Origin of the sequence: Micromonospora chalcea, from assembly GCF_028768405.1 — a bacterium.
GTDB classification, from domain to species: Bacteria; Actinomycetota; Actinomycetes; order Mycobacteriales; family Micromonosporaceae; genus Micromonospora; species Micromonospora chalcea.
Map to the genome: position 1 here is coordinate 3,138,913 of NZ_CP118233.1, position 17,253 is coordinate 3,156,165.

Annotated in this window: 14 protein-coding genes; 2 read left to right on the forward strand and 12 right to left on the reverse strand. The window is 74.5% G+C overall.

All coding sequences use genetic code 11. The features are described 5' to 3' along the window. Positions 1 to 77 precede the first annotated feature (77 nt). The 5 genes from PVK74_RS13420 to PVK74_RS13440 form a co-directional block, all read right to left on the reverse strand. Positions 78 to 1,223: a bifunctional RNase H/acid phosphatase gene (locus tag PVK74_RS13420; RefSeq protein WP_210869239.1), complete on the reverse strand. Its 1,146-nt coding sequence runs from the start codon at positions 1,221 to 1,223 to the stop codon at positions 78 to 80. 5 nt (positions 1,224 to 1,228) lie between these two features. Next, entirely contained in the window at positions 1,229 to 1,966 is a 738-nt protein-coding gene (locus tag PVK74_RS13425) for a zinc ribbon domain-containing protein (RefSeq protein ID WP_274479140.1), read from the reverse strand. Continuing rightward, entirely contained in the window at positions 1,956 to 2,792 is an 837-nt protein-coding gene (locus PVK74_RS13430) for a Nif3-like dinuclear metal center hexameric protein (protein WP_210872708.1), read from the reverse strand. The genes PVK74_RS13425 and PVK74_RS13430 overlap by 11 nt, the downstream gene beginning before the upstream one ends. A 110-nt stretch (positions 2,793 to 2,902) precedes the next feature. After that, entirely contained in the window at positions 2,903 to 3,484 is a 582-nt protein-coding gene (locus PVK74_RS13435; RefSeq protein ID WP_030504216.1) for a flavoprotein, read from the reverse strand. Next, positions 3,481 to 4,710, reverse strand: coding sequence for a helix-turn-helix domain-containing protein (locus tag PVK74_RS13440; RefSeq protein WP_069088946.1), 1,230 nt, complete (start codon positions 4,708 to 4,710; stop codon positions 3,481 to 3,483). The genes PVK74_RS13435 and PVK74_RS13440 overlap by 4 nt, the downstream gene beginning before the upstream one ends. A gap of 217 nt (positions 4,711 to 4,927) precedes the next feature. Between PVK74_RS13440 and PVK74_RS13445 the strand changes: the two genes are divergently transcribed. Further along, positions 4,928 to 5,599, forward strand: a complete 672-nt coding sequence (locus tag PVK74_RS13445; RefSeq protein ID WP_064448263.1) for a bifunctional DNA primase/polymerase — start codon at positions 4,928 to 4,930, stop codon at positions 5,597 to 5,599. Positions 5,600 to 5,948: 349 nt separating this feature from the next. On the opposite strand, the gene PVK74_RS13450 is transcribed toward PVK74_RS13445, so the two are convergent. Genes PVK74_RS13450 through PVK74_RS13470 form a run of 5 tightly spaced genes read right to left on the reverse strand, consistent with a single transcriptional unit; the run spans position 5,949 to position 12,198 of the window. Next, the gene (locus PVK74_RS13450) at positions 5,949 to 6,686 is read right to left on the reverse strand and encodes an FAD:protein FMN transferase (protein ID WP_274479276.1); all 738 of its coding nucleotides are present in this window, start codon (positions 6,684 to 6,686) and stop codon (positions 5,949 to 5,951) included. Between the two features lie 35 nt (positions 6,687 to 6,721). Beyond that, on the reverse strand, positions 6,722 to 7,318 hold the full coding sequence (locus PVK74_RS13455; RefSeq protein WP_064448262.1) for an FMN-binding protein: 597 nt from the start codon (positions 7,316 to 7,318) through the stop codon (positions 6,722 to 6,724). Positions 7,319 to 7,331: 13 nt separating this feature from the next. Next, positions 7,332 to 8,747, reverse strand: coding sequence for a ferredoxin reductase family protein (locus tag PVK74_RS13460; protein WP_210886934.1), 1,416 nt, complete (start codon positions 8,745 to 8,747; stop codon positions 7,332 to 7,334). Then, positions 8,744 to 10,117, reverse strand: a complete 1,374-nt coding sequence (locus tag PVK74_RS13465) for a DUF1501 domain-containing protein (RefSeq protein WP_223201459.1) — start codon at positions 10,115 to 10,117, stop codon at positions 8,744 to 8,746. Before PVK74_RS13465 ends, PVK74_RS13460 begins: the two co-directional genes overlap by 4 nt. A gap of 14 nt (positions 10,118 to 10,131) precedes the next feature. Further along, positions 10,132 to 12,198, reverse strand: a complete 2,067-nt coding sequence (locus PVK74_RS13470; protein WP_274479141.1) for a DUF1800 domain-containing protein — start codon at positions 12,196 to 12,198, stop codon at positions 10,132 to 10,134. A 447-nt stretch (positions 12,199 to 12,645) separates the two neighbouring features. Here PVK74_RS13470 and PVK74_RS13475 point away from each other — a divergent pair, with 447 nt between their 5' ends. Next, positions 12,646 to 12,903 (forward strand): DUF3040 domain-containing protein, encoded by a 258-nt coding sequence (locus tag PVK74_RS13475; protein ID WP_043329246.1) that lies wholly within the window; start codon positions 12,646 to 12,648, stop codon positions 12,901 to 12,903. 51 nt (positions 12,904 to 12,954) lie between these two features. Here the strand turns inward: PVK74_RS13475 and PVK74_RS13480 are convergent, their stop codons facing one another. Then, positions 12,955 to 13,899, reverse strand: a complete 945-nt coding sequence (locus PVK74_RS13480) for an SWIM zinc finger family protein (protein WP_043329244.1) — start codon at positions 13,897 to 13,899, stop codon at positions 12,955 to 12,957. Continuing rightward, positions 13,896 to 17,237: a DEAD/DEAH box helicase gene (locus PVK74_RS13485; RefSeq protein ID WP_274479142.1), complete on the reverse strand. Its 3,342-nt coding sequence runs from the start codon at positions 17,235 to 17,237 to the stop codon at positions 13,896 to 13,898. Before PVK74_RS13485 ends, PVK74_RS13480 begins: the two co-directional genes overlap by 4 nt. Positions 17,238 to 17,253: the final 16 nt, after the last annotated feature.

Consider the following 17,253-nt stretch of genomic DNA (forward strand, 5'->3'; position numbering starts at 1 on the left):
CGACCCTGTGACGGGGGTCACGTCCGATCGGGTGATGTCGATGCGCCAAACGGCCGCCGGCATGCGCCGAACGGCCGTCAGGCGTCCGTGAGGTGCGAGGTGTCGTTCACCGAGCGGACCGCGACGCCGCCGTCCGGGTACAGGTCCAGCACCGAGATGCCCGCCGTGTCCAGGTAGAGCCGGTGCAGGAACGCGTCGCCGGCGGCGAGCGCGTCGCGCAGCACCAGCTTGATCGGCGAGACGTGGGAGACCACCACGACGGTCTCCCCCGGGTACGCCGACCGCAGCCGGTCGACGGCCCGCCCGGTCCGCTCGGCGACCGCCACGAACGACTCGCCCTGCGGCGGGGCGACCCGGGTGGAGGCGAGCCAGGCGTCCAGCTCCGCCGCCCAGCGCTCGCGTACCTCGGCGAACGTGTGCCCCTCCCAGACGCCGAAGTCGCACTCGATCAGGTCGTCGTCGGTGCGTACCGGCGGGTTGCCGACCCGCGCGGCGATCGCCTCGGCGGTGGCCGTACACCTCGACAGCGGGGAACTGACCACCGCCGCGACGGACGGCGCCAGCGCGGCCACCCGGGCTGCGGTGGCCCGGGCCTGGGCCCGGCCCCGCTCGGTCAGCGGCACGTCGCCCCGGCCGGAGTAGTGCTTGCACACGGTGCGCTCGGTCTCGCCGTGCCGGACCAGGATCAGCCGGGTGGCCTCCTCGGTCGGGCGCGGCTCCCAGGAGGCGGGCGTGGTGGCCGGGTCGGTGCCGGTGGCCCGGACGAGCGCCGCCTCCCGCGCCTCGGCCTTCGCCTCCGGCGCGGCGCCGGACGCGGCGGCGTCCATGGCCGCGTTGGCGAGCGCGTCGGCGTGCCGGTTGCGCTCCCGGGGGATCCAGGTGAAGCGTACGGCGGTGAACCGGCCGACCAGCCCGGCGGCCTGGGCGGCGAGCGGGCGCAGCCCGGGGTGCTTGATCTGCCAGCGGCCGCACATCTGCTCGACCACCAGCTTGGAGTCCATCCGCGCCTCGACCTCGGCCGCGCCCAGTTCGGCGGCGGCCTCCAGCCCGGCGATCAGGCCCCGGTACTCGGCCACGTTGTTCGTGGCGGTGCCGATCGACTCGGACCGCTCGGCCAGCACCTCGCCGGTCTCCGGGTCCCGGACCACGGCGCCGTAACCGGCCGGGCCCGGGTTGCCCCGGGAGCCGCCGTCGGCCTCGATCACTACCGCGCGCACCGCCACGGCGGCTACAGCCCCGACTCGTTGGTCCGGACCATGATCCGCCGGCAGTCCTCGCAGCGGACCACGTCGTCCGGGTCGGCCTTGCGGATGCGAGCCAGGTCGGCGCCGGACAGGTCCAGCCGGCAGCCGCCGCAGCGGCCCCCGGTCAGCAGCGCGGCGCCCAGCCCGGTGTCCTCACGGATCTTGTCGTAGAGGCCGACCAGGTCCGCCGGGAGGTCACCGGCGAGCGGCTGGCGGGCGGTGCGCTTGAAGTCCTCCTCCTTGGCGATCTCGGCCAGGGCCTCGTCGCGGCGCTGCTCGGTCGCGGCGCGGCGCTCGCGGGCCTCGGCGAGCCGGCTCTCGATGCCGTCGAGCACGCCCTGCGCGGTCTCCCGCTGCTCCATCAGCTCCAGCTCGGCGTCCTCCAGGTCGCTCTGCCGGCGGTTCAGCGAGACCAGCTCGTGCTGGAGGGCCTCCAGCTCGCGGGCCGGGCCGCTGCCCGAGGCCAGCCGGGCCTCGTCCTTGTTCTTGCGCGCCCGCACCTGGTCGACGTCCTTCTCGATCCGGGCGATGTCCCGGTCCAGGTCGTCGACCGCCACCTGGGCGCGGACCCGCTCGTCCTCCAGCGCGGACAGCTCACGCGCCAGGGCCTCCAGCTCGGCGCGTTCCGGCAGGCTGCGGCGGCGGTGCGCGAGCTGCGCCAGCGCGGTGTCGATCGCCTGGAGGTCGAGCAGGCGGCGCTGCACCTTCGGGTCAGCCTTCACGTCGGGGCTCCTTGTCGTCCGGCCGGGGCGCGGCGGCGTGCACGGTCCACGGGTCGGTGTCCAGGTCGGACACCACGGTCTCGACGCCCAGCGCGCCGGCCAGGTGGGCGGCCAGGTCGTCCAGCCAGGGTCGCTCGGTCGCCCAGTGGGCGGCGTCCAGCAGCGCCGGGCCACCCGCGGCGAGGTGTTCCCCGGCCGGGTGGTGACGCAGGTCCGCGGTGAGGAACGCGTCCACCCCGGCCGCGGTCGCCTCGGCGAGGAAGCCGTCCCCCGAGCCGCCGCTGACGGCGAGGGTACGAACCATACGCCCGGGATCCCCGGCGGCGCGAACTCCCCAGGCGGTGACCGGGAGCACGGCGGCGGCCAGCCGGGTCAGCTCGGCGAGCGTCATCGGCTCGGGCAGCTCGCCGATGCGGCCGATGCCCCGGCCGGGCCCGGCGGCGGGCGAGCCGGGGCGGGGCGGGTGCAACGGGCGCAGCCCGGTCAGCCCGAACCGGGCGGCGAGCGCGTCGGACACGCCGGGATCGGCCACGTCGGCGTTCGTGTGCGCCACGTACAGCGCGACGTCCGCCTTGATCAACCGGTGCACGATCCGGCCCTTGTACGTGGTGGCGGCCACCGAGGAGACGCCCCGCAGCAGCAGCGGGTGGTGCGCGACGATCATGTCCGCGCCGGCTTCGAGGGCCTCGTCCACGGTCTCCGGGACCACGTCCACCACGCAGGCGATTCGGCGTACCGGGTGGTCGGGCTCACCCACCACCAGGCCGACCCGGTCCCACTCCTCGGCCCAGGCGGGCGGGTAACGGCGGTCCAGGGCGGCCACCACGTCGGCGACGGTTGTGCTCACGGGCGGCCAGCTTACCGGCGTCCGGGCCGCTACACGCCGACCGCCGTCGGGCGTGGCTCCCGGGCGCGCCGGGAGCCACGCTCACACCGTCAGCCGACCGGGGCGACCGGCCGGTCCGCGCCGCGCAGGGCGGCCAGGCCGGCGTCCCAGGGGAAGGCGTCCGCGCGCCGCTCCCCCGTGCCGGGCGGATGCAGGCGTACGACGTGGTCGCCGAAGACCACCCGGACGCCCCACCCGGCCAGCCGGTCGAGGCTGGCCCGGAACGCCGGGTGCCCGGCCATCGCCTCGTTCGTGTACGGGACGGCAGCGATCGGCACCCCCATCCCCTGCGCCTCGACCAGCAGGCCGAGCGCGAGGGTGTCGGTGATGCCGACCGCCCACTTGTTGATCGTGTTGACCGTCGCCGGGCACACCAGCATGGCGTCCGCCGGTGGCAGCACGTCCAGGTCACCCGGGTTCTTGTAGTGCGTACGGACCGGGTGGCCGGTCTGCCGGGCCAGGGCCGCCCGGTCGACGAACTTCGCGCCGTCGGGCGTGGTGACCACGCAGACCGTCCACTCCTCCCGCTGGGCGAGGTCGACCAGCCGGCCGACGTGACGGGCCAGCGGCGAACCGCAGGCGATGACGTAGAGCACCCGCCGGTGCTCGCTCGCGGTCTCCGGACCGCTCATACTCCGACTCCCATGTGCTCAGCCAACTCCGCGATCGGCTGAGGCGGCGCACCACGTGTGCGACGGAGAATCTCGGACATCAATTCGTGCGCTATCGGCCGGCACCGGATCTCGGACGGCGCGAGCCGGTCGCCGCGCAGCAACATGTCCCCCGCGCTCGCCACGTCGCCGATCTGCGAGTAGCCCCGGGCCAGGTCGAGCAGGTGGTGCGCGCGCCGCTCCGGCAGCAGCGCGTTGAACGCGGGCTCGGACAGCCGCAGGTGCGTCTCCACCGCCCGGCCGCCGTCACCCAGCTCGACGGCCGCGGCGGCGCGGTGCAGCTCCAGGTTGGTCGGGCCGAAGGAGGTCCAGTAGTGGTTGTGGTCGCCGCCGAGCAGCTTGGCCGCCTCGTCGGCGCCGGCGAGCAGGTCGTCCACCGTCGCCGAGTCGCCGATCCGGGCGGCCGCCATCGCGCCCTGGAGCAGCAGCATGCCGTAGACGGAGAGACGTTCGGGCCGCACGTCGTTGTCGCCGCCGGGCGCGAGCCGGCCGGCGATGCGCACGTTGAGCTCCAGCGCGGGGCGGGGACGGCCCATCGCGACCAGCGCGTTGCAGACCCTCGTGGTGGCGATCCCGGCGAGCAGCGGGTCGTCGGCGCGCTGGGCCACCGCCATCGACCGGTCGGCGGCCAGCCAGGCGAGGTCGCACTCGCCGAGCTTGCGCAGCACCGAGGAGGCGATCTGGTAGACCTGCCCGAGCAGGTGGGCGGCCTCGCGTACCTGCTCGTCGGCGGCGTAGCCGGCGTCCGCCGCCTGGGCGTCGCGCAGCAGCTTCGGCAGCGCGCGGGTGAGCATGCCGTACCGGCCGTACTGGTAGGTCAGCCAGGCGTGGTTGACGGCCTTGCGCATGTCGGCCAGCGGCGGCGGGAAGGGCGCCGCGTCGAAGTAGGCGCTCATCGAGTCGTACCGCTCCAGGGCGGTGCGGATCTCCTCCACCTCGACCTGGTCGATGCAGTTGAGCGCGTCGGTGCGCCGCTCCGGGTCCTTGCCGTGCAGCAGTTGCACGTCGATCTGGAGGATGTCGGCGATCTCGTAGAGGACGGAGAACTTGTCCAGCCGGCGGACGCCACGCTCCACCTTGTCCACCCAGCTCTTGGACTTGCCGAGCCGGTCGGCGAAGACCTGCTGGGACATCTTGCGCCGGCTCCGCCAGTACGCCACCCGCCGGCCTATGGGTAGTTCGTCCATCCCTGCTCCCTCCCCCTCACGGCGCCGGCCGGTCCCCCCACGTCCCCCAGGCTTGCCCCGATCGCACAGGTTGTGCGTCCACCGACCAGCCAGTTCTCGTAGTTTTCGTGCAAGTTGCACCGACCGTTAGTCACCACAACGAGCGTGAGTTTCGGCAGTGACGGCTTTCGACGTGTGGCATGTGGACGGTTTCGCGGGACGAGAGGGGATGTCAGACATGTGGAGGAATGTCCGGCCGCGCGTCGCTCATCTGTCCCCGCTGGAACGGGTCCGCCTGCGCCGCGTCGCGGTGCGGTACGCGCTGCACGGCTGGCCGGTCACGCCCGGCGCCTGCCTGGCCAACAGCCGCTTCGTCTGCGGCCGGGCCGGCTGCCCCACGGTGGGCTGCCACCCCGCCCTGGAGGACTGGGAGCACGCCGCCAGCACCGACCCGGCCCGGGTGGCCACCTGGTGGCGCAGCCGCCCGCACGGCGTCCTGCTGCCCACCGGCCGTGCGTTCGACGTCCTCGAGGTCGCCGCCCACCTGGGCCGGCAGGTGCTGGACGCGGTCGCCACCCATCCCGCCGGGCCCGGCGTACGCGGCCCGGCGCTGGTCACCCCGACCGGCCGCTGGATGTTCCTGGTCCGCCCCGGCGACCCGCTGCGCCCGGAACTGGAGCACTGCTTCCACGTGGTGCGGCACGGGCCCGGCTCGTGGATCCCGGCCCCGCCGACCCGGCTGCCCGAGGGGACGGTGCGCTGGGCGGTCGCCCCGGAGCAGGCCCGCTGGCAACTGCCCGACTCGTACCTGGTGCAGAACGCGCTGATCGCCGCGTTACACGCGGCCGGCGTGACGCTCGGCGCGGACCTGTTCCCCGGCCACCTCCCGTTGCCCCGGCGGGGCCGCTGACCCACCCGTCCGCCCCGGACGGGTGGCCGACAGCGACCTCCCCGGCACCGGAATCGTTGAACCTGGCGAGGGCGCGTGCGCGCCGGAGCGGGGGTTTGAGGATGTCCAGGGACGACGCGGCCCGCCACACCGGCGGCACCGAGCCGGCGCGGCCCCGCCGCCGTGTGCACCCGTGGGCCTTCACCCGTCCCCTGGGCGTCCGCCCCGGCCGCCCCCGCCCGACGGGTTCCCGCCCAGCCATCCTCCACCGCCCCCTCCGCTGACCCCCCTCACCCCTCACCCCCGCCGATGCCGTTGATCAAGGAGTTTGTGTCCTCCAGCGCGGGCTAAACGGACACAAACTCCTTGATCATCGCGCTGGGGTGGGGATGGTGGGGAGGGCGCGGGAGTGGTGCAGGTGGGCTTCCTCCGTGACCACGGCGTGCTGCCAGGGGGACGGCAGGCGGTCCAGCCAGGCGAGGCCCGGCTCACCCATGGCCACCGCGGCTGTCGCGTACGCGTCCGCCACGCCCAGGTCCGGGCCCGCCACCGTGACCGAGCGCAAGCCCTTCGCCGGTACGCCTCGACGCGGGTCGAGCACGTGGTGCCCGCGCTCGTACACGCCGGAGGTGGCGACCGCCAGGTCGGTGCCGGTCAGCACCAGACAGGTCGCCGCCGCGTCGAAGGGATGCCGCACCCCGATCCGCCACGGCTGTCCGGCCGCGTCGTGGCCGCGTACCCGCACGTCGCCGCCCGCGTTCACGCAGTGGTTCGGCGAGCCCGCGGCCACCAGCCGGTCCGAGGCGACCTGTGCCGCCCAGCCCTTGACGTAGCCGGACGGGTCGAGCCGCCCGGTCGCGTACACGTCGAAGAACCCGTCGGTGGCGGTCCACAGGTCGGCGCAGGCCGCCAGCACGGCGCGCAGGTCGGCGGAGGCGTCGGCGGGCCGCAGCTCGCCCCGGTCGATCCGGCACACCTCGCTGTCGTCCCGGTACGTGCTGAACCGCGCGTCCACCTCGCGCAGCCAGCCGAACGTGTCCTCGGCCAGCTCGTGCAGGGTCCCCGGGGGCAGGTCGTCGGCCAGGTCCAGGCTGATCGCCGTACCCATGACGTGCTCGACCCGGCGCAGGCCGGAACGAACCGTCACGCCTTGTCCAGCGCGGCCTGCAACGACTGCTTGTACGCGGTGCTGGTGTACGTGGCCCCGGAGACGGTGCTCAGGTTGGCGCTCTGCCGGGCCACCACCTCACCGGACGTGCCGCTGTAGCGGGCCTGCACGTCGTCGCTGCGCTGCCCGGACTGCCCGCCCAGCGGCAGTCCGATCGCCGTGGCGTCGACGACCCGGCTGCCGCTGAGCGTGATCCGCACCTGCAGTGAGCCGTACTCGTAGGTGACCGACGGCCCGGTCACCGTGCGGGTGGTGACCTTCGGCGCGCTGGTGGTGGTCCGCGGCGCGGCGGGTGCGGTGCTGGTACGGGTGCCGCCCCGGCTGGCCGGGCTACGGTCGGCGGATGCCTTCGGGGTGGGCTTCGCCGAGGCGCGCGACGACGGCGTGGCGCTGCCGGACGCGGCGGCGGTGGGCGACGGCGGCTCGGGCGCGGCCGAGCCGCCCGGGGCGACCGGAGCCAGCGCCACCGGCGCGTCCGGCAGGGTCTGCCCACTGCCCGGCGCGCCCTTGAGCACCACGAGCGCGGTGGTGCCGGCGGCCAGTCCGGTGATCGCGAGGAGCGCGCGACGCATGGTGGTGCCTTTCCTACAGCTCGAACGCGGTCAGGTGGATCTGGCGGCGGGGCACGCCGGCCGCGCGCAGCGCGGCGACCGCCTCGTCGACCAGGCCGCCCGGGCCGCACAGGTAGACGTCGCGCCGGGTCAGGTCGGGCACCAGGCGGCGCAGCCCCTCCGGGTTCATCACCTGGCGGGGGCCGGGGTCGTCACGGCGGCCGACGACGTACCAGACGGAGGTCTGCCGGGCCTGCGCGAGCCAGTCCAGCTCCTGGTGCAGCAGCACGTCGGCCGGGGTGCTCGCGCGGTAGATCAGCGCCGCGCCGGGCGGCAGCTCCTCCAGCATGGCCCGCAGCGGGGCGATGCCGCTGCCGCCGGCGATGAGCAGCGTCCGCTCCCGGGTGCGGTGCGCGGCCGTGAACGTGCCGGAGGGACCCTGCGCCCAGACCCGGGTGCCCGGCGTCAGGTCGCGCAGCTCGGCGGTGTACCCGCCGACGACCTTCACCGTGATCCGCAGCCACCTGTCGTTGCCGGCGGCGGAGACGGAGAACGGGTGCGACTGCCACCAGCAGCCGGGGTTGAGGAACCGCCAGCGGAAGAACTGCCCGCCGAGCAGGTCGATCTGGTTGAGCCGCTGCCCGGTCAGGTAGACCGACACGGTGTCCTGGCTCTCCGCCACGACGTCGGCGACGCGCAGCCGGTGCCGCAGGTTGAACGCCAGCGGCGCGAGCACCCGGCCCCACACCAGCGCTGCCACCACCAGCACGTATCCGGCGATCCAGCCGGTACGCACCAGGCCCGGCTGGTGCAGCTGCGCGCCGTTGCTGAACTGGTGCGCGTAGCCGAGCAGCAGCGTGAGGTAGCTGGCCGCGTGCAGCAGGTGCCACAGCTCGTACGGCAGGCGGCGGCGCACCGCGCGTACCGCGGTGACCGCGACGGTGACCAGCACGCCGGCCGCGGCGAACGCGGTGATCATGTCCTCGTAGTCGGTCAGCAGCACGCCGACCTCGGCGAGCACCGAGTTGCGCTCCTGCCGGGAGTAGCCGACCACCAGCAGCGACATGTGCGTGAGCACCGCCACCAGCAGCGTCGCGCCGAGGTCCCGGTGCAGCCGGGAGATCCGCTCGCCGCCGAGCGCGCGTTCCAGCACGCCGAGCCGGCTCATCATCAGCACCTGGACCAGCAGCAGGTAGCCGGCGATCAGGCCGGTGATCCGGCCGCCCGCGGTGAGCAGGTCGGCGGTGTCGGTGAGCGACCCGGCCGGGGTGTCCAGCCACCACGGCACCACCGCGGCGACCAGCCCGAGCCAGAAGAGCGCGGCGAGCGTCCGCCGGGCGCCGGGTCCGCGGCGCGGACGAGCCGGGGGTACGGGAGCAGCCGGACGGCCGCCGTACGGGGCGGAGTGCCCGGTACGACGGCCGGCGGCGCGGGTTTCCTGGTACGTCACGCGTAGATCTTGACCGGGGTGAACTTCTGCCGGGGGAAGATCTTGTCCACCTCGGCGTTTGTCAGGCCGAAGCGGCCCTGCGCGACCGATCCGTAGACGTTGAACATGTTGTTGTACTCCGGCACGTCGCCGCTGTCCAACTTGTCCAGCCCGTTCCAGGTGCCGAGCAGCGAGCTGGCCAGCTTGCGGCCGGACAGCACGGTGACCACGCCGCCGTGGCCGTGGTCGGTGCCGCCGCCGTTCGAGGCGACCCGGCGGCCGAACTCGCTGGACACCATGATCGTCACGTCCGCCGCCTGGTCGCCCAGGTCGGTGAAGAACGCGGCCATCGCGGCGGCCAGCTCGTTGAGCCGCCGCCAGAGCTGGCCGCCCTCGCGGGTGCCCTGGTTCTCGTGGGTGTCGTAGCCGCCCATGCCGACGGTGGCCACCCGCACGTTCGCGCCGCCCTTGATGAGCTGGGCGAGCTGCTTGAACGAGTTGCCGACGCCCCGGTACTCGACGCCCTCGGCGGCGGCGTACGGCTTCGCGGCGAGCTTCTGGGCGGTGGCGAGCGCGCCCATGCCCTCGATGACCGCTTCCTCCACCGGGTGGTTGATGCCGGTGAACAGGCCGCGGATCGCCTTCTCGGTGGCCGCCCGGAACTTGTCGTCGCCGTTGAGCCGCAGGTCGCCGACGCTGTTGAGGGAGATCGCGCCGTTCACGCCGACGAGCGAGCGCGGCAGCGTGCTGCCGATGCCGACGCTGCGGAACGCGGTGCCCTTGCCGAGCGCGTCGACCAGGCTGTCCAGCCAGCCCCGGCCGCCGGTCTCGCCGGGCAGGCCGCCCAGGTTGCAGGCGTCGGCGGCCTGGAAGTGGCTGCGGGACAGCCGCGGGTCGGACGCGGCCGGCACGAAGCCGAGCTGACCGGCCTTGAGCCACTTCTCCAGCGGCGCGAACGCGCTGGTCAGCTTGAAGCCGCGGGCCAGCGCCAGCGAGTCCTCGCCGAGCAGCAGGTCCGGGCGGGCCTTGGTGAGCACCGGGTCGCTCGCCGGGGCGACCAGGCTCAGCCCGTCCAGCCCGCCGTAGAGGAAGACGTGGATCAGCGTGCCGGTCTTGGTCGCGGCGAACGACGCCGACGTGGTGACGAACTGGGCCGTCGCCAGCGCGGTCGCGGTGGCCGCGGCGCCCGCGACGAAGGTACGGCGGGTGACGCCCCGGCCGTCCTGCTGCGCCTCCTCGATCTCCTCCAGCCGGCGGTACCGGTCGGCCTCGGCCGCGCTCTCGGCCGCGACGATGTCCGCCTCCGCGCGCAGCAGCGCCTCGGCCGGGTTGTCGGCCAGCCGCCGCAGGTCGGGGCATTCGGGGTGCAGGGGGTACGGGTTCACGGTCATCTCCATCGAATGCCTCACCGGAGGTGGTGCTGGGGGGACGCGAGGATCGTCCGCGCGACAGCGGCGATGGCCCCGTTGAAGGTGGCGTCGACCTTGGCGCTCTCGGCGACCCCGGCCACGGCGAGCACGAGCTTCTTCTCCTTGGCGCTGAGCTTCTGGTGCACCAGGCGCTGGGCCAGCGCGTCCACGTACGCCCCGGCGGTGGCCGGCGGCTTCGCCACCAGCTTCTCCGGCTTGGCGAAGGTGAACTGCTTGCGGTAGCCCGCGATCAGGTCGCCCGCCTCGTTCCAGCCATCGATCATCGTGCCGGCCGAGGTCCAGGCCAGGTAGACGTCGGCGTAGCCGTCCGGGGTGGGCTTGCCCATCGGGTACTGGCCGAGTTCGCGCATCTTGTCCTGGATCTGCCGCAGGCCCTGCGCGAACGGGGTCCGCCGATTGTCGCCGGAGTAGCCGGGGGCCGCGTCCGGCGAGACGCCGAGCGCCCGGTACGTGGCGACCAGGTACTCCATCGGGCGGCGTACCTTCTGGCCGACCGCGGCCCAGAACTCCGAGGAGCTGAACAGCGTCGCCAGCACCGGGCGGATCTGCCCCTTGTTCGTGGTGTACGCCTTGGCGAGCCGGTCCACCACGGACTTCGGCGGGGTGTCGGAGACGAACCGGGTGGCGAGGTTCTGCGCCACGTACCGGGCGGTCGACGGGTGCGTCGCGATGTAGCGGATGTACGAGTCGATGACCTTGTCGGCGGCCACCGGATCGTCGGAGTTGTTGGCGTGGCTGAACCCGAGGATCTTCACCTTGCCGAGGTAGTGCCGCTCGGCGAAGAACTTGTACTTGCCGTCGGCGACACCGCGTCCGGTCTGCAGCAGCGCGGCCTGGCGTACGTCCTTCTCGGTGTAGCCACCGTCGACGCCGACGGAGTACAGCTCCAGGTTCTCCCGGGCCAGGTTCTCGTTGACCGCGTCCTTGCGCGAGTCGACCTGGTTCAGGTAGAGCAGCAGCGCCGGGTGCTTGTTCGCGGCGACGAGCATCTCCGGGTAGCTGCCGAGCGCGTGCTTGCGGATGACGTCCCGGTCGAACGCGTTGCGGTAGTTCTCCCCGCCGTCGAAGTCGGCGGCGACGTGCAGGAAGTCGTTCCAGAAGTCGACCATCACCTCGAACAGCTGCCGGTCCGACCAGATCTGCCGGGCGATGGTGGCGTCCACCGTCTCCCGGGCCGGGTCGACGCCCTTCTCGTTGAGCTGCTCGCGCTGGTCGCGCAGCTGCGTCGGGCTGAGCTTGAGTGACTGCAGCTCGGCCAGCTTCAGCTCGGCCTTCGTCGGGGCGATCTTCTCCGGTTCGAGCTGCTGGCGCAGCCAGTCGTCGATGCCGAGCCGCTTGATGTCGGCGAGCATCTTCGGGGTCGCGCCGAACGTGGTGCGGGTGGCGAGGTGCCGGATCGGATCCTTGGCGAGCACCGTCTTCACGGTCACCTTGGTCGCCTCGGCGGCGGCGGCCGGGCTGCCGTAGAGCCGGCCGCCGGTGGGCGCGTTGCGCTTGAGCGCCTCGCCCGCCCGGGAGCCCATGTAGCTCTCGTTCTGCTCGGTGTAGGTCCGCACGGTGCTGGGCTGCTGGCCGCTCGGCCGCGCCGCGTTGCCGTCGGTGGTGACGGTGCCGGTGGCGTCACCGGCCGCTGCGTCACCGGTGAACAGTCCGCGTACCTGCGGAGACAGCGCGAAGGCGGCGCCACCGGCGACGACCGCGGCCCCACCGAGGGTGGCCAGCGCGCGGCGGCGACCCCGGTTCGGCGGCTCGTCGCCGTCGTCGTCCAGCGTGGGCAGTCCCGGGCCGGGCGGCGGGCCGTACCCGCCGGCGGGCTGGGCGTAGCCGCCCTGCTGGGGGAAGCCGCCCTGCGGCGGGTAGCCACCGGCGGCGGGGGCGAAGCCGTCCGGTCCGACCCACTGCGGGCCCGGCGCGGCGCCGGGGTGAGCGCCGGCGTACGGCGCGGCGTGCGGGTCGCGGTACCCGTCCGGATGGGGGTGCTGGTATCCGTCCCAGCCGCGGTCGTCCCGGGGTCGACGCGGTGGCACGTTCAGGTCGGCCATGTACCTATCCCGTTTTCTTCGAGTGCCGGCACGCCTGCCACCCGGGGGGGTCGGGTGGCGCAGGGGCGGCGACGGTTGCCGGAGAAGTTGCCTACGGGAAAGTAGCCAGGCCGTCCCGGCCGCTCAAGGCACGCCGGACGCGCCCGTGAGCGCACTTAAGACGGTGCTCAGGCCCGCCGCGGAGGACCCGGCGGGGCGGCGAGTGCGCGGCGACCTCCGGAGCAGGGCCGATCCGGTCACGCACCGCCCGAACGCGAGGTTTCGCAGCCCGGCGACGCCGCCGGGGGCGTTCACCGCCTCACCGAAACTTAAGGTACGGATAAGCCTGCGCTGAGAACCTCGTTCCGCCTGTCCGGTCCGGCGAAACAGCAGCAGCGGCGGCGCGTGACCGCCCTCCGATCCGGGTATGCCGCCGAACCGCTGAAGCCGTGAGGGGAAGGCACCGCCATGCTCAGCCAAGAGGATCAGCGCAGGTTCGAACAGATCACCCGCCGTCTGCGGGAGAGCGACCCTCGGTTCTTCGCCCGGTTGGACAGCCGGATAAAGGGACGCCGGGGCCGGTACATGATGCTGCTGACGATCGTGCTGTGGGCCTCGCTACCGGCGATGACAGTACTGGTCGGACGGCTGGCCGGGGCGATCTGCGCGGTGGTGCTGGTCGCCAACGCCGCCGTGATGTGGCGTTTCCGCCGCCGATTGCTGTAGGCGTAAGGAAGGGCCCCTTCTTAACGCCTCCGGTAGAGGAAGGGCCCCTTCTTAACGCGCGCCTTCGGCGCGACCGAACTCCGTGGGCGACGCGCCCTCGGCGCTGCCGAACTCCCGGTACGCCCGGCGCAGCCGCTCGGCCAGGCCAGGCCCGCCGATCGCGGCACCGGGCGACCCGAGCTGGCGCAGCAGCAGCTCCGGGCCGGTGGCGAGCGTGGGCGGCCGGTCCGGCAGCGCCACCGGCGCCAGCCAGAACCGGTCCAGCTCCTCGTCCGGCTCGACCGCCGGCAGCCCGGCCAGGGCCCGCGCCGCGCCGACCACCGGCACACCCGTCGTCGCCGCCGGGTCCGGCCCGGCGCCCGGGACCGATGCCGCGCCCGCGCCGAGCACACCGCCGTCCGCCACGGCGCCGCGCAGCGTACGCAGCCGGTCGAGCAGTTCGGCGCGGGACCGGCCACGCCAGTGCAGCAGGTGGAACGGGTCGGCGTCGAACGCCTCGGCGAGCAGGTAGAACGTGGCCGCCAGGTGTTTGCACGGCACCGCGAAGTCGGGGCAGCCGCAGCTCTGGTCCAGCTCGTCGATCTCGGCCGGGAACAGCGGCGCGCCCGCCTCGGCGAACAGCTCCTCCAGTTCGGCCGGCAGGTCACCGGCGAGCAGCCGGGCGCTGAAGAACGCCTGCCCGGCCAGCTCCGACTCCAGCCGCCGCCACACCTTCTCCGGGTACGCGGCCAGCCCGATCCGCACCGGGTAGGGGCGCGGCCGGGAGCCCTGCACCTCGGCGGTGACCTTGCCGGGCGACACGTCCAGCCGGAGCACCTGCCCCCGGCGCGCGTACGCCCGGCCGCGGGTGAGCCGGGAGCCGAGCGCGAACGACTCCAGCACCTCCACGAAGCGCCGGGACCACCAGGACTGCCCGATCGCGCCTCTGGTGCTGCGCGCCCGCAGGCCACCCTCGACCCGCAGCGGCGGCCGGTAGTCGTCAAAGCGGGGGCTCACTCGACCACCGCCCCGGACTCCAACGTGAACAGGTCCCGCAGCGTGTCGGTGGACAGCTCGGTGATCCACTGCTCGCCGCTGCCCACCACGGACCGGGCCAGGCTGCGCTTGTCCGCGATCATCGCGGCCACCTTCTCCTCGACGGTGCCGGCGCAGACGAACTTGCGTACCTGCACGCGGCGGCGCTGTCCGATGCGGAACGCCCGGTCGGTGGCCTGGTCCTCGACGGCCGGGTTCCACCACCGGTCCACGTGCACCACGTGGTTGGCGGCGGTCAGCGTGAGACCGGTGCCGCCGGCCTTGAGCGACAGCACGAACAGCGGCGGCCCCTGCGGCGCCTGGAAGCGGGTCACCATGGCGTCCCGGTCGGCCTTGCCGACGCCGCCGTGCAGCAGCAGCACCTCCCGACCGGTACGCGCCGACAGGTGCCCGCGCAGCATGCCGCCGAACTCGGCGTACTGGGTGAACAGCAGCGCCTTCTCCTCCGCGGCGAGCACCTCGTCGACGATCTCGTCGAGGCGTTCCAGCTTGCCGGAGCGGCCGTCCAGCGCGGAGCCGTCGTGCAGCAGCTGGGCGGGGTGGTTGCAGACCTGCTTGAGCCGGGTCATGGTGGCCAGCACCAGCCCGCGTCGTTCGATGCCGTCGCTGGACTCGATCTTCGCCATCATGTCGTCGACCACGGCCTGGTAGAGCGCTGCCTGCTCGGCGGTGAGGTTGCAGACCACCTCCATCTCCAGCTTCTCCGGCAGGTCGGTGATGATCGTCGGGTCGGTCTTGAGGCGGCGCAGCACGAACGGGCCGGTGATCCGGCGCAGCCGCTCGGCGACCTCGGCGTCGCCGTGCCGCTCGATCGGTTCGGCGAAGCGCTTGCGGAACGCCGCGGCCGGGCCGAGCAGCCCCGGATTCGCGAACTGCATGATCGACCAGAGGTCGGCGAGCCGGTTCTCCACCGGCGTACCGGTGACCGCGACCCGGTGCCGCGCGGGCAGTGACCGGACCGCCTCGGCCTGCCGGGTGGCGGCGTTCTTGATCGCCTGCGCCTCGTCCACCACCACCCGGTGCCAGTCGACGCCGGCCAGCTCGAACGCGTCCCGGGCGGCCACCGAGTACGTGGTGAGCACCAGGTCCGCCTCGCCCACCGCGGTGGCGAAGCCCTCGCCCCGGGCGCGCTCGGCGCCGTGGTGCACGTGTACGCGCAGGCCGGGCGCGAACTTCGCCGCCTCCCGCTGCCAGTTGCCGACGAGCGACATCGGGCAGACCAGCAGCGTGGGCCCGGCCTCCGGCGGGTCACCGGCGAGCAGCGCGAGCAGTTGGACGGTCTTGCCCAGCCCCATGTCGTCGGCGAGGATGCCGCCGAGCCCGAGCGACTGGAGGAACGCCAGCCAGGCCAGCCCGCGCCGCTGGTACGGCCGCAGCGTCCCGGTGAAACCCGGCGGCGGGTCGGCCGGGGTGAGCCGCCGTTCCGCCTCACCGGCGAGCAGTTCGCCGAGCGCGCCGTCGGCGACCACGTCCAGCACCGGCAGCTCACCGGCACTGTCGTCACCGGACAGTCCCATCCGCAGCAGGTCGGCCACCGTCAGCTCGCCGGAGGAGCGCAGCAGCTTCAGCCCGGCCTCCAGCCGCTGCGGGTCCAGCTCGACCCACCGGCCGCGCAGCCGGACCAGCGGCGACTTCAGGTCGGCCAGCGACGCCAGTTCCTCGGCGGTCAGCGGCTGGTCGCCGAGCGCCAGCTCCCAGCGGTAGTCGACGAGCGCGTCCAGCCCCAGCTTCCCGGCGCTTGTGGCCACCGCTCCCGGCGCGCTCCGGCTGCGCGCCCGCAGCCGCGCGCCGAGCCGCGACGAGGAACGCCGCCACCACGACGGCAGCAGCACCCCGAACCCGGCCGCGTGCAGCACCGGCGCGCCCTCACGCAGGAACCGGTGCGCGCCGTCGGCGTCCAGTTCCATGCCTTCCGGCGCGGCGGTACGCAACGCGGCGTCCACCTCGGGCCACAGCCGGCTGGCCCGGCCCAGCTCGGCCAGGAGCGTCTCCTGCGGCTCCACGCCCCGGGCGGCCAGCGCCGGCGCGGGCCGCTGCCAGATGTGCGCGGCGTCCACCACGAGCCCCGGCTCGTCGGCCGGGTGCAGGCCGAACTCGACCCGCCAGACGGCGTCCTCGACCAGCTCGGCGACCGGGTCGACGTCCGGCTCGACCAGGCGGAACGTGGCCCGTACCGCGCCGCCCGCGGCGTCGCGCTGCCAGGCGTCCAGTTCGTCGCGCAGCGTCGCCAGCGCGTCCGGCTCGGCGGGGAACGCCCGCTCCGGGCCGGTCAGCGCGGCCAGCCAGCGCGGCACCGCGCCGACCGGGCGCATTCCCCGGTGCAGCCGGGTGTCGGCCAGCGCCACCCGGGCGGCGGCGTCGACCAGCGCGTCCAGCGCCTCGGCGACCAGCGCACCGGCTCCGATGTCGCCGGATCGCCCGGCCCACGCGCCGCCCGCCGGTCCGCCCGCCCGGCTGCTGTCCCGGACGGACCCGCTCGGCGAGCGCCCGCCCGGCATGGGCCCGGCGGCGTCCGTCCGCACATCCGCCGACACCGGGGCGGCGGCCCCGCCAGGGCCTTCGCCCGCACCGACCGACGCCGCTGCCGGGCCCCACGGCTCGGGCCCCCATTCCCGGGCGGCGCGGGCCGCCGGTGGCAACGCCGTCGCCAGGTCGCGCGCCCAGCCCGCGTCGGTGCCGGTGAGCAGCGGCCGCCAGAGCGCCCACCCGGTCGCCACGTCGTCCGCCCCGACGGCCCGCAACCGCCGCCCGGCCCTCGCGCCGGAGGCCGCCGGTGACCGCCGCGCCGAGGCACGCCGGCCGGTCGCGGCCGGCCCGCCGTCGGGTCCACCACCACCGGGGTACGCGTCGAGCGCGACCGGCAGCAGCCGGCCGCGTGCGACCAGGTCGGTGGCGAATTCGGCCAGCTCGCACAGGTGACGCAGGCTCGCCCCGACCGGGCCCGGCGCCGGCACGCGCAGCAGCTCGTACGCGGCGTCCGGGGCGTACCCCAGGGCCGGGACCCGCCATCCGGCGCGGGTGACCGGGCCGCGGACCGGTTCCCCGACGGTGGCCCGGATCAGTTCCGGCGAGTCCACCGGCGAGCCGGCGCGGGTCGGCAGGTCCAGCAGGACGGAGACCGGCTCGCCCGGCATGCCGTCGAGCGCGGCGGCGAGCGTGGCGTGGTCGGCGGCGAACGGGTGCGGGCGCTCGCGCGGGACGCGGCCGGGCCGGCGGGGCCCGCGCGCCGGGCGCGTGCTGTCCTCGGCCCACAGGGCGAGCCCGCTACCGGGCAGCCACAGCCCGTGGATGACCAGCACTGCTCCCCCTCGCCGA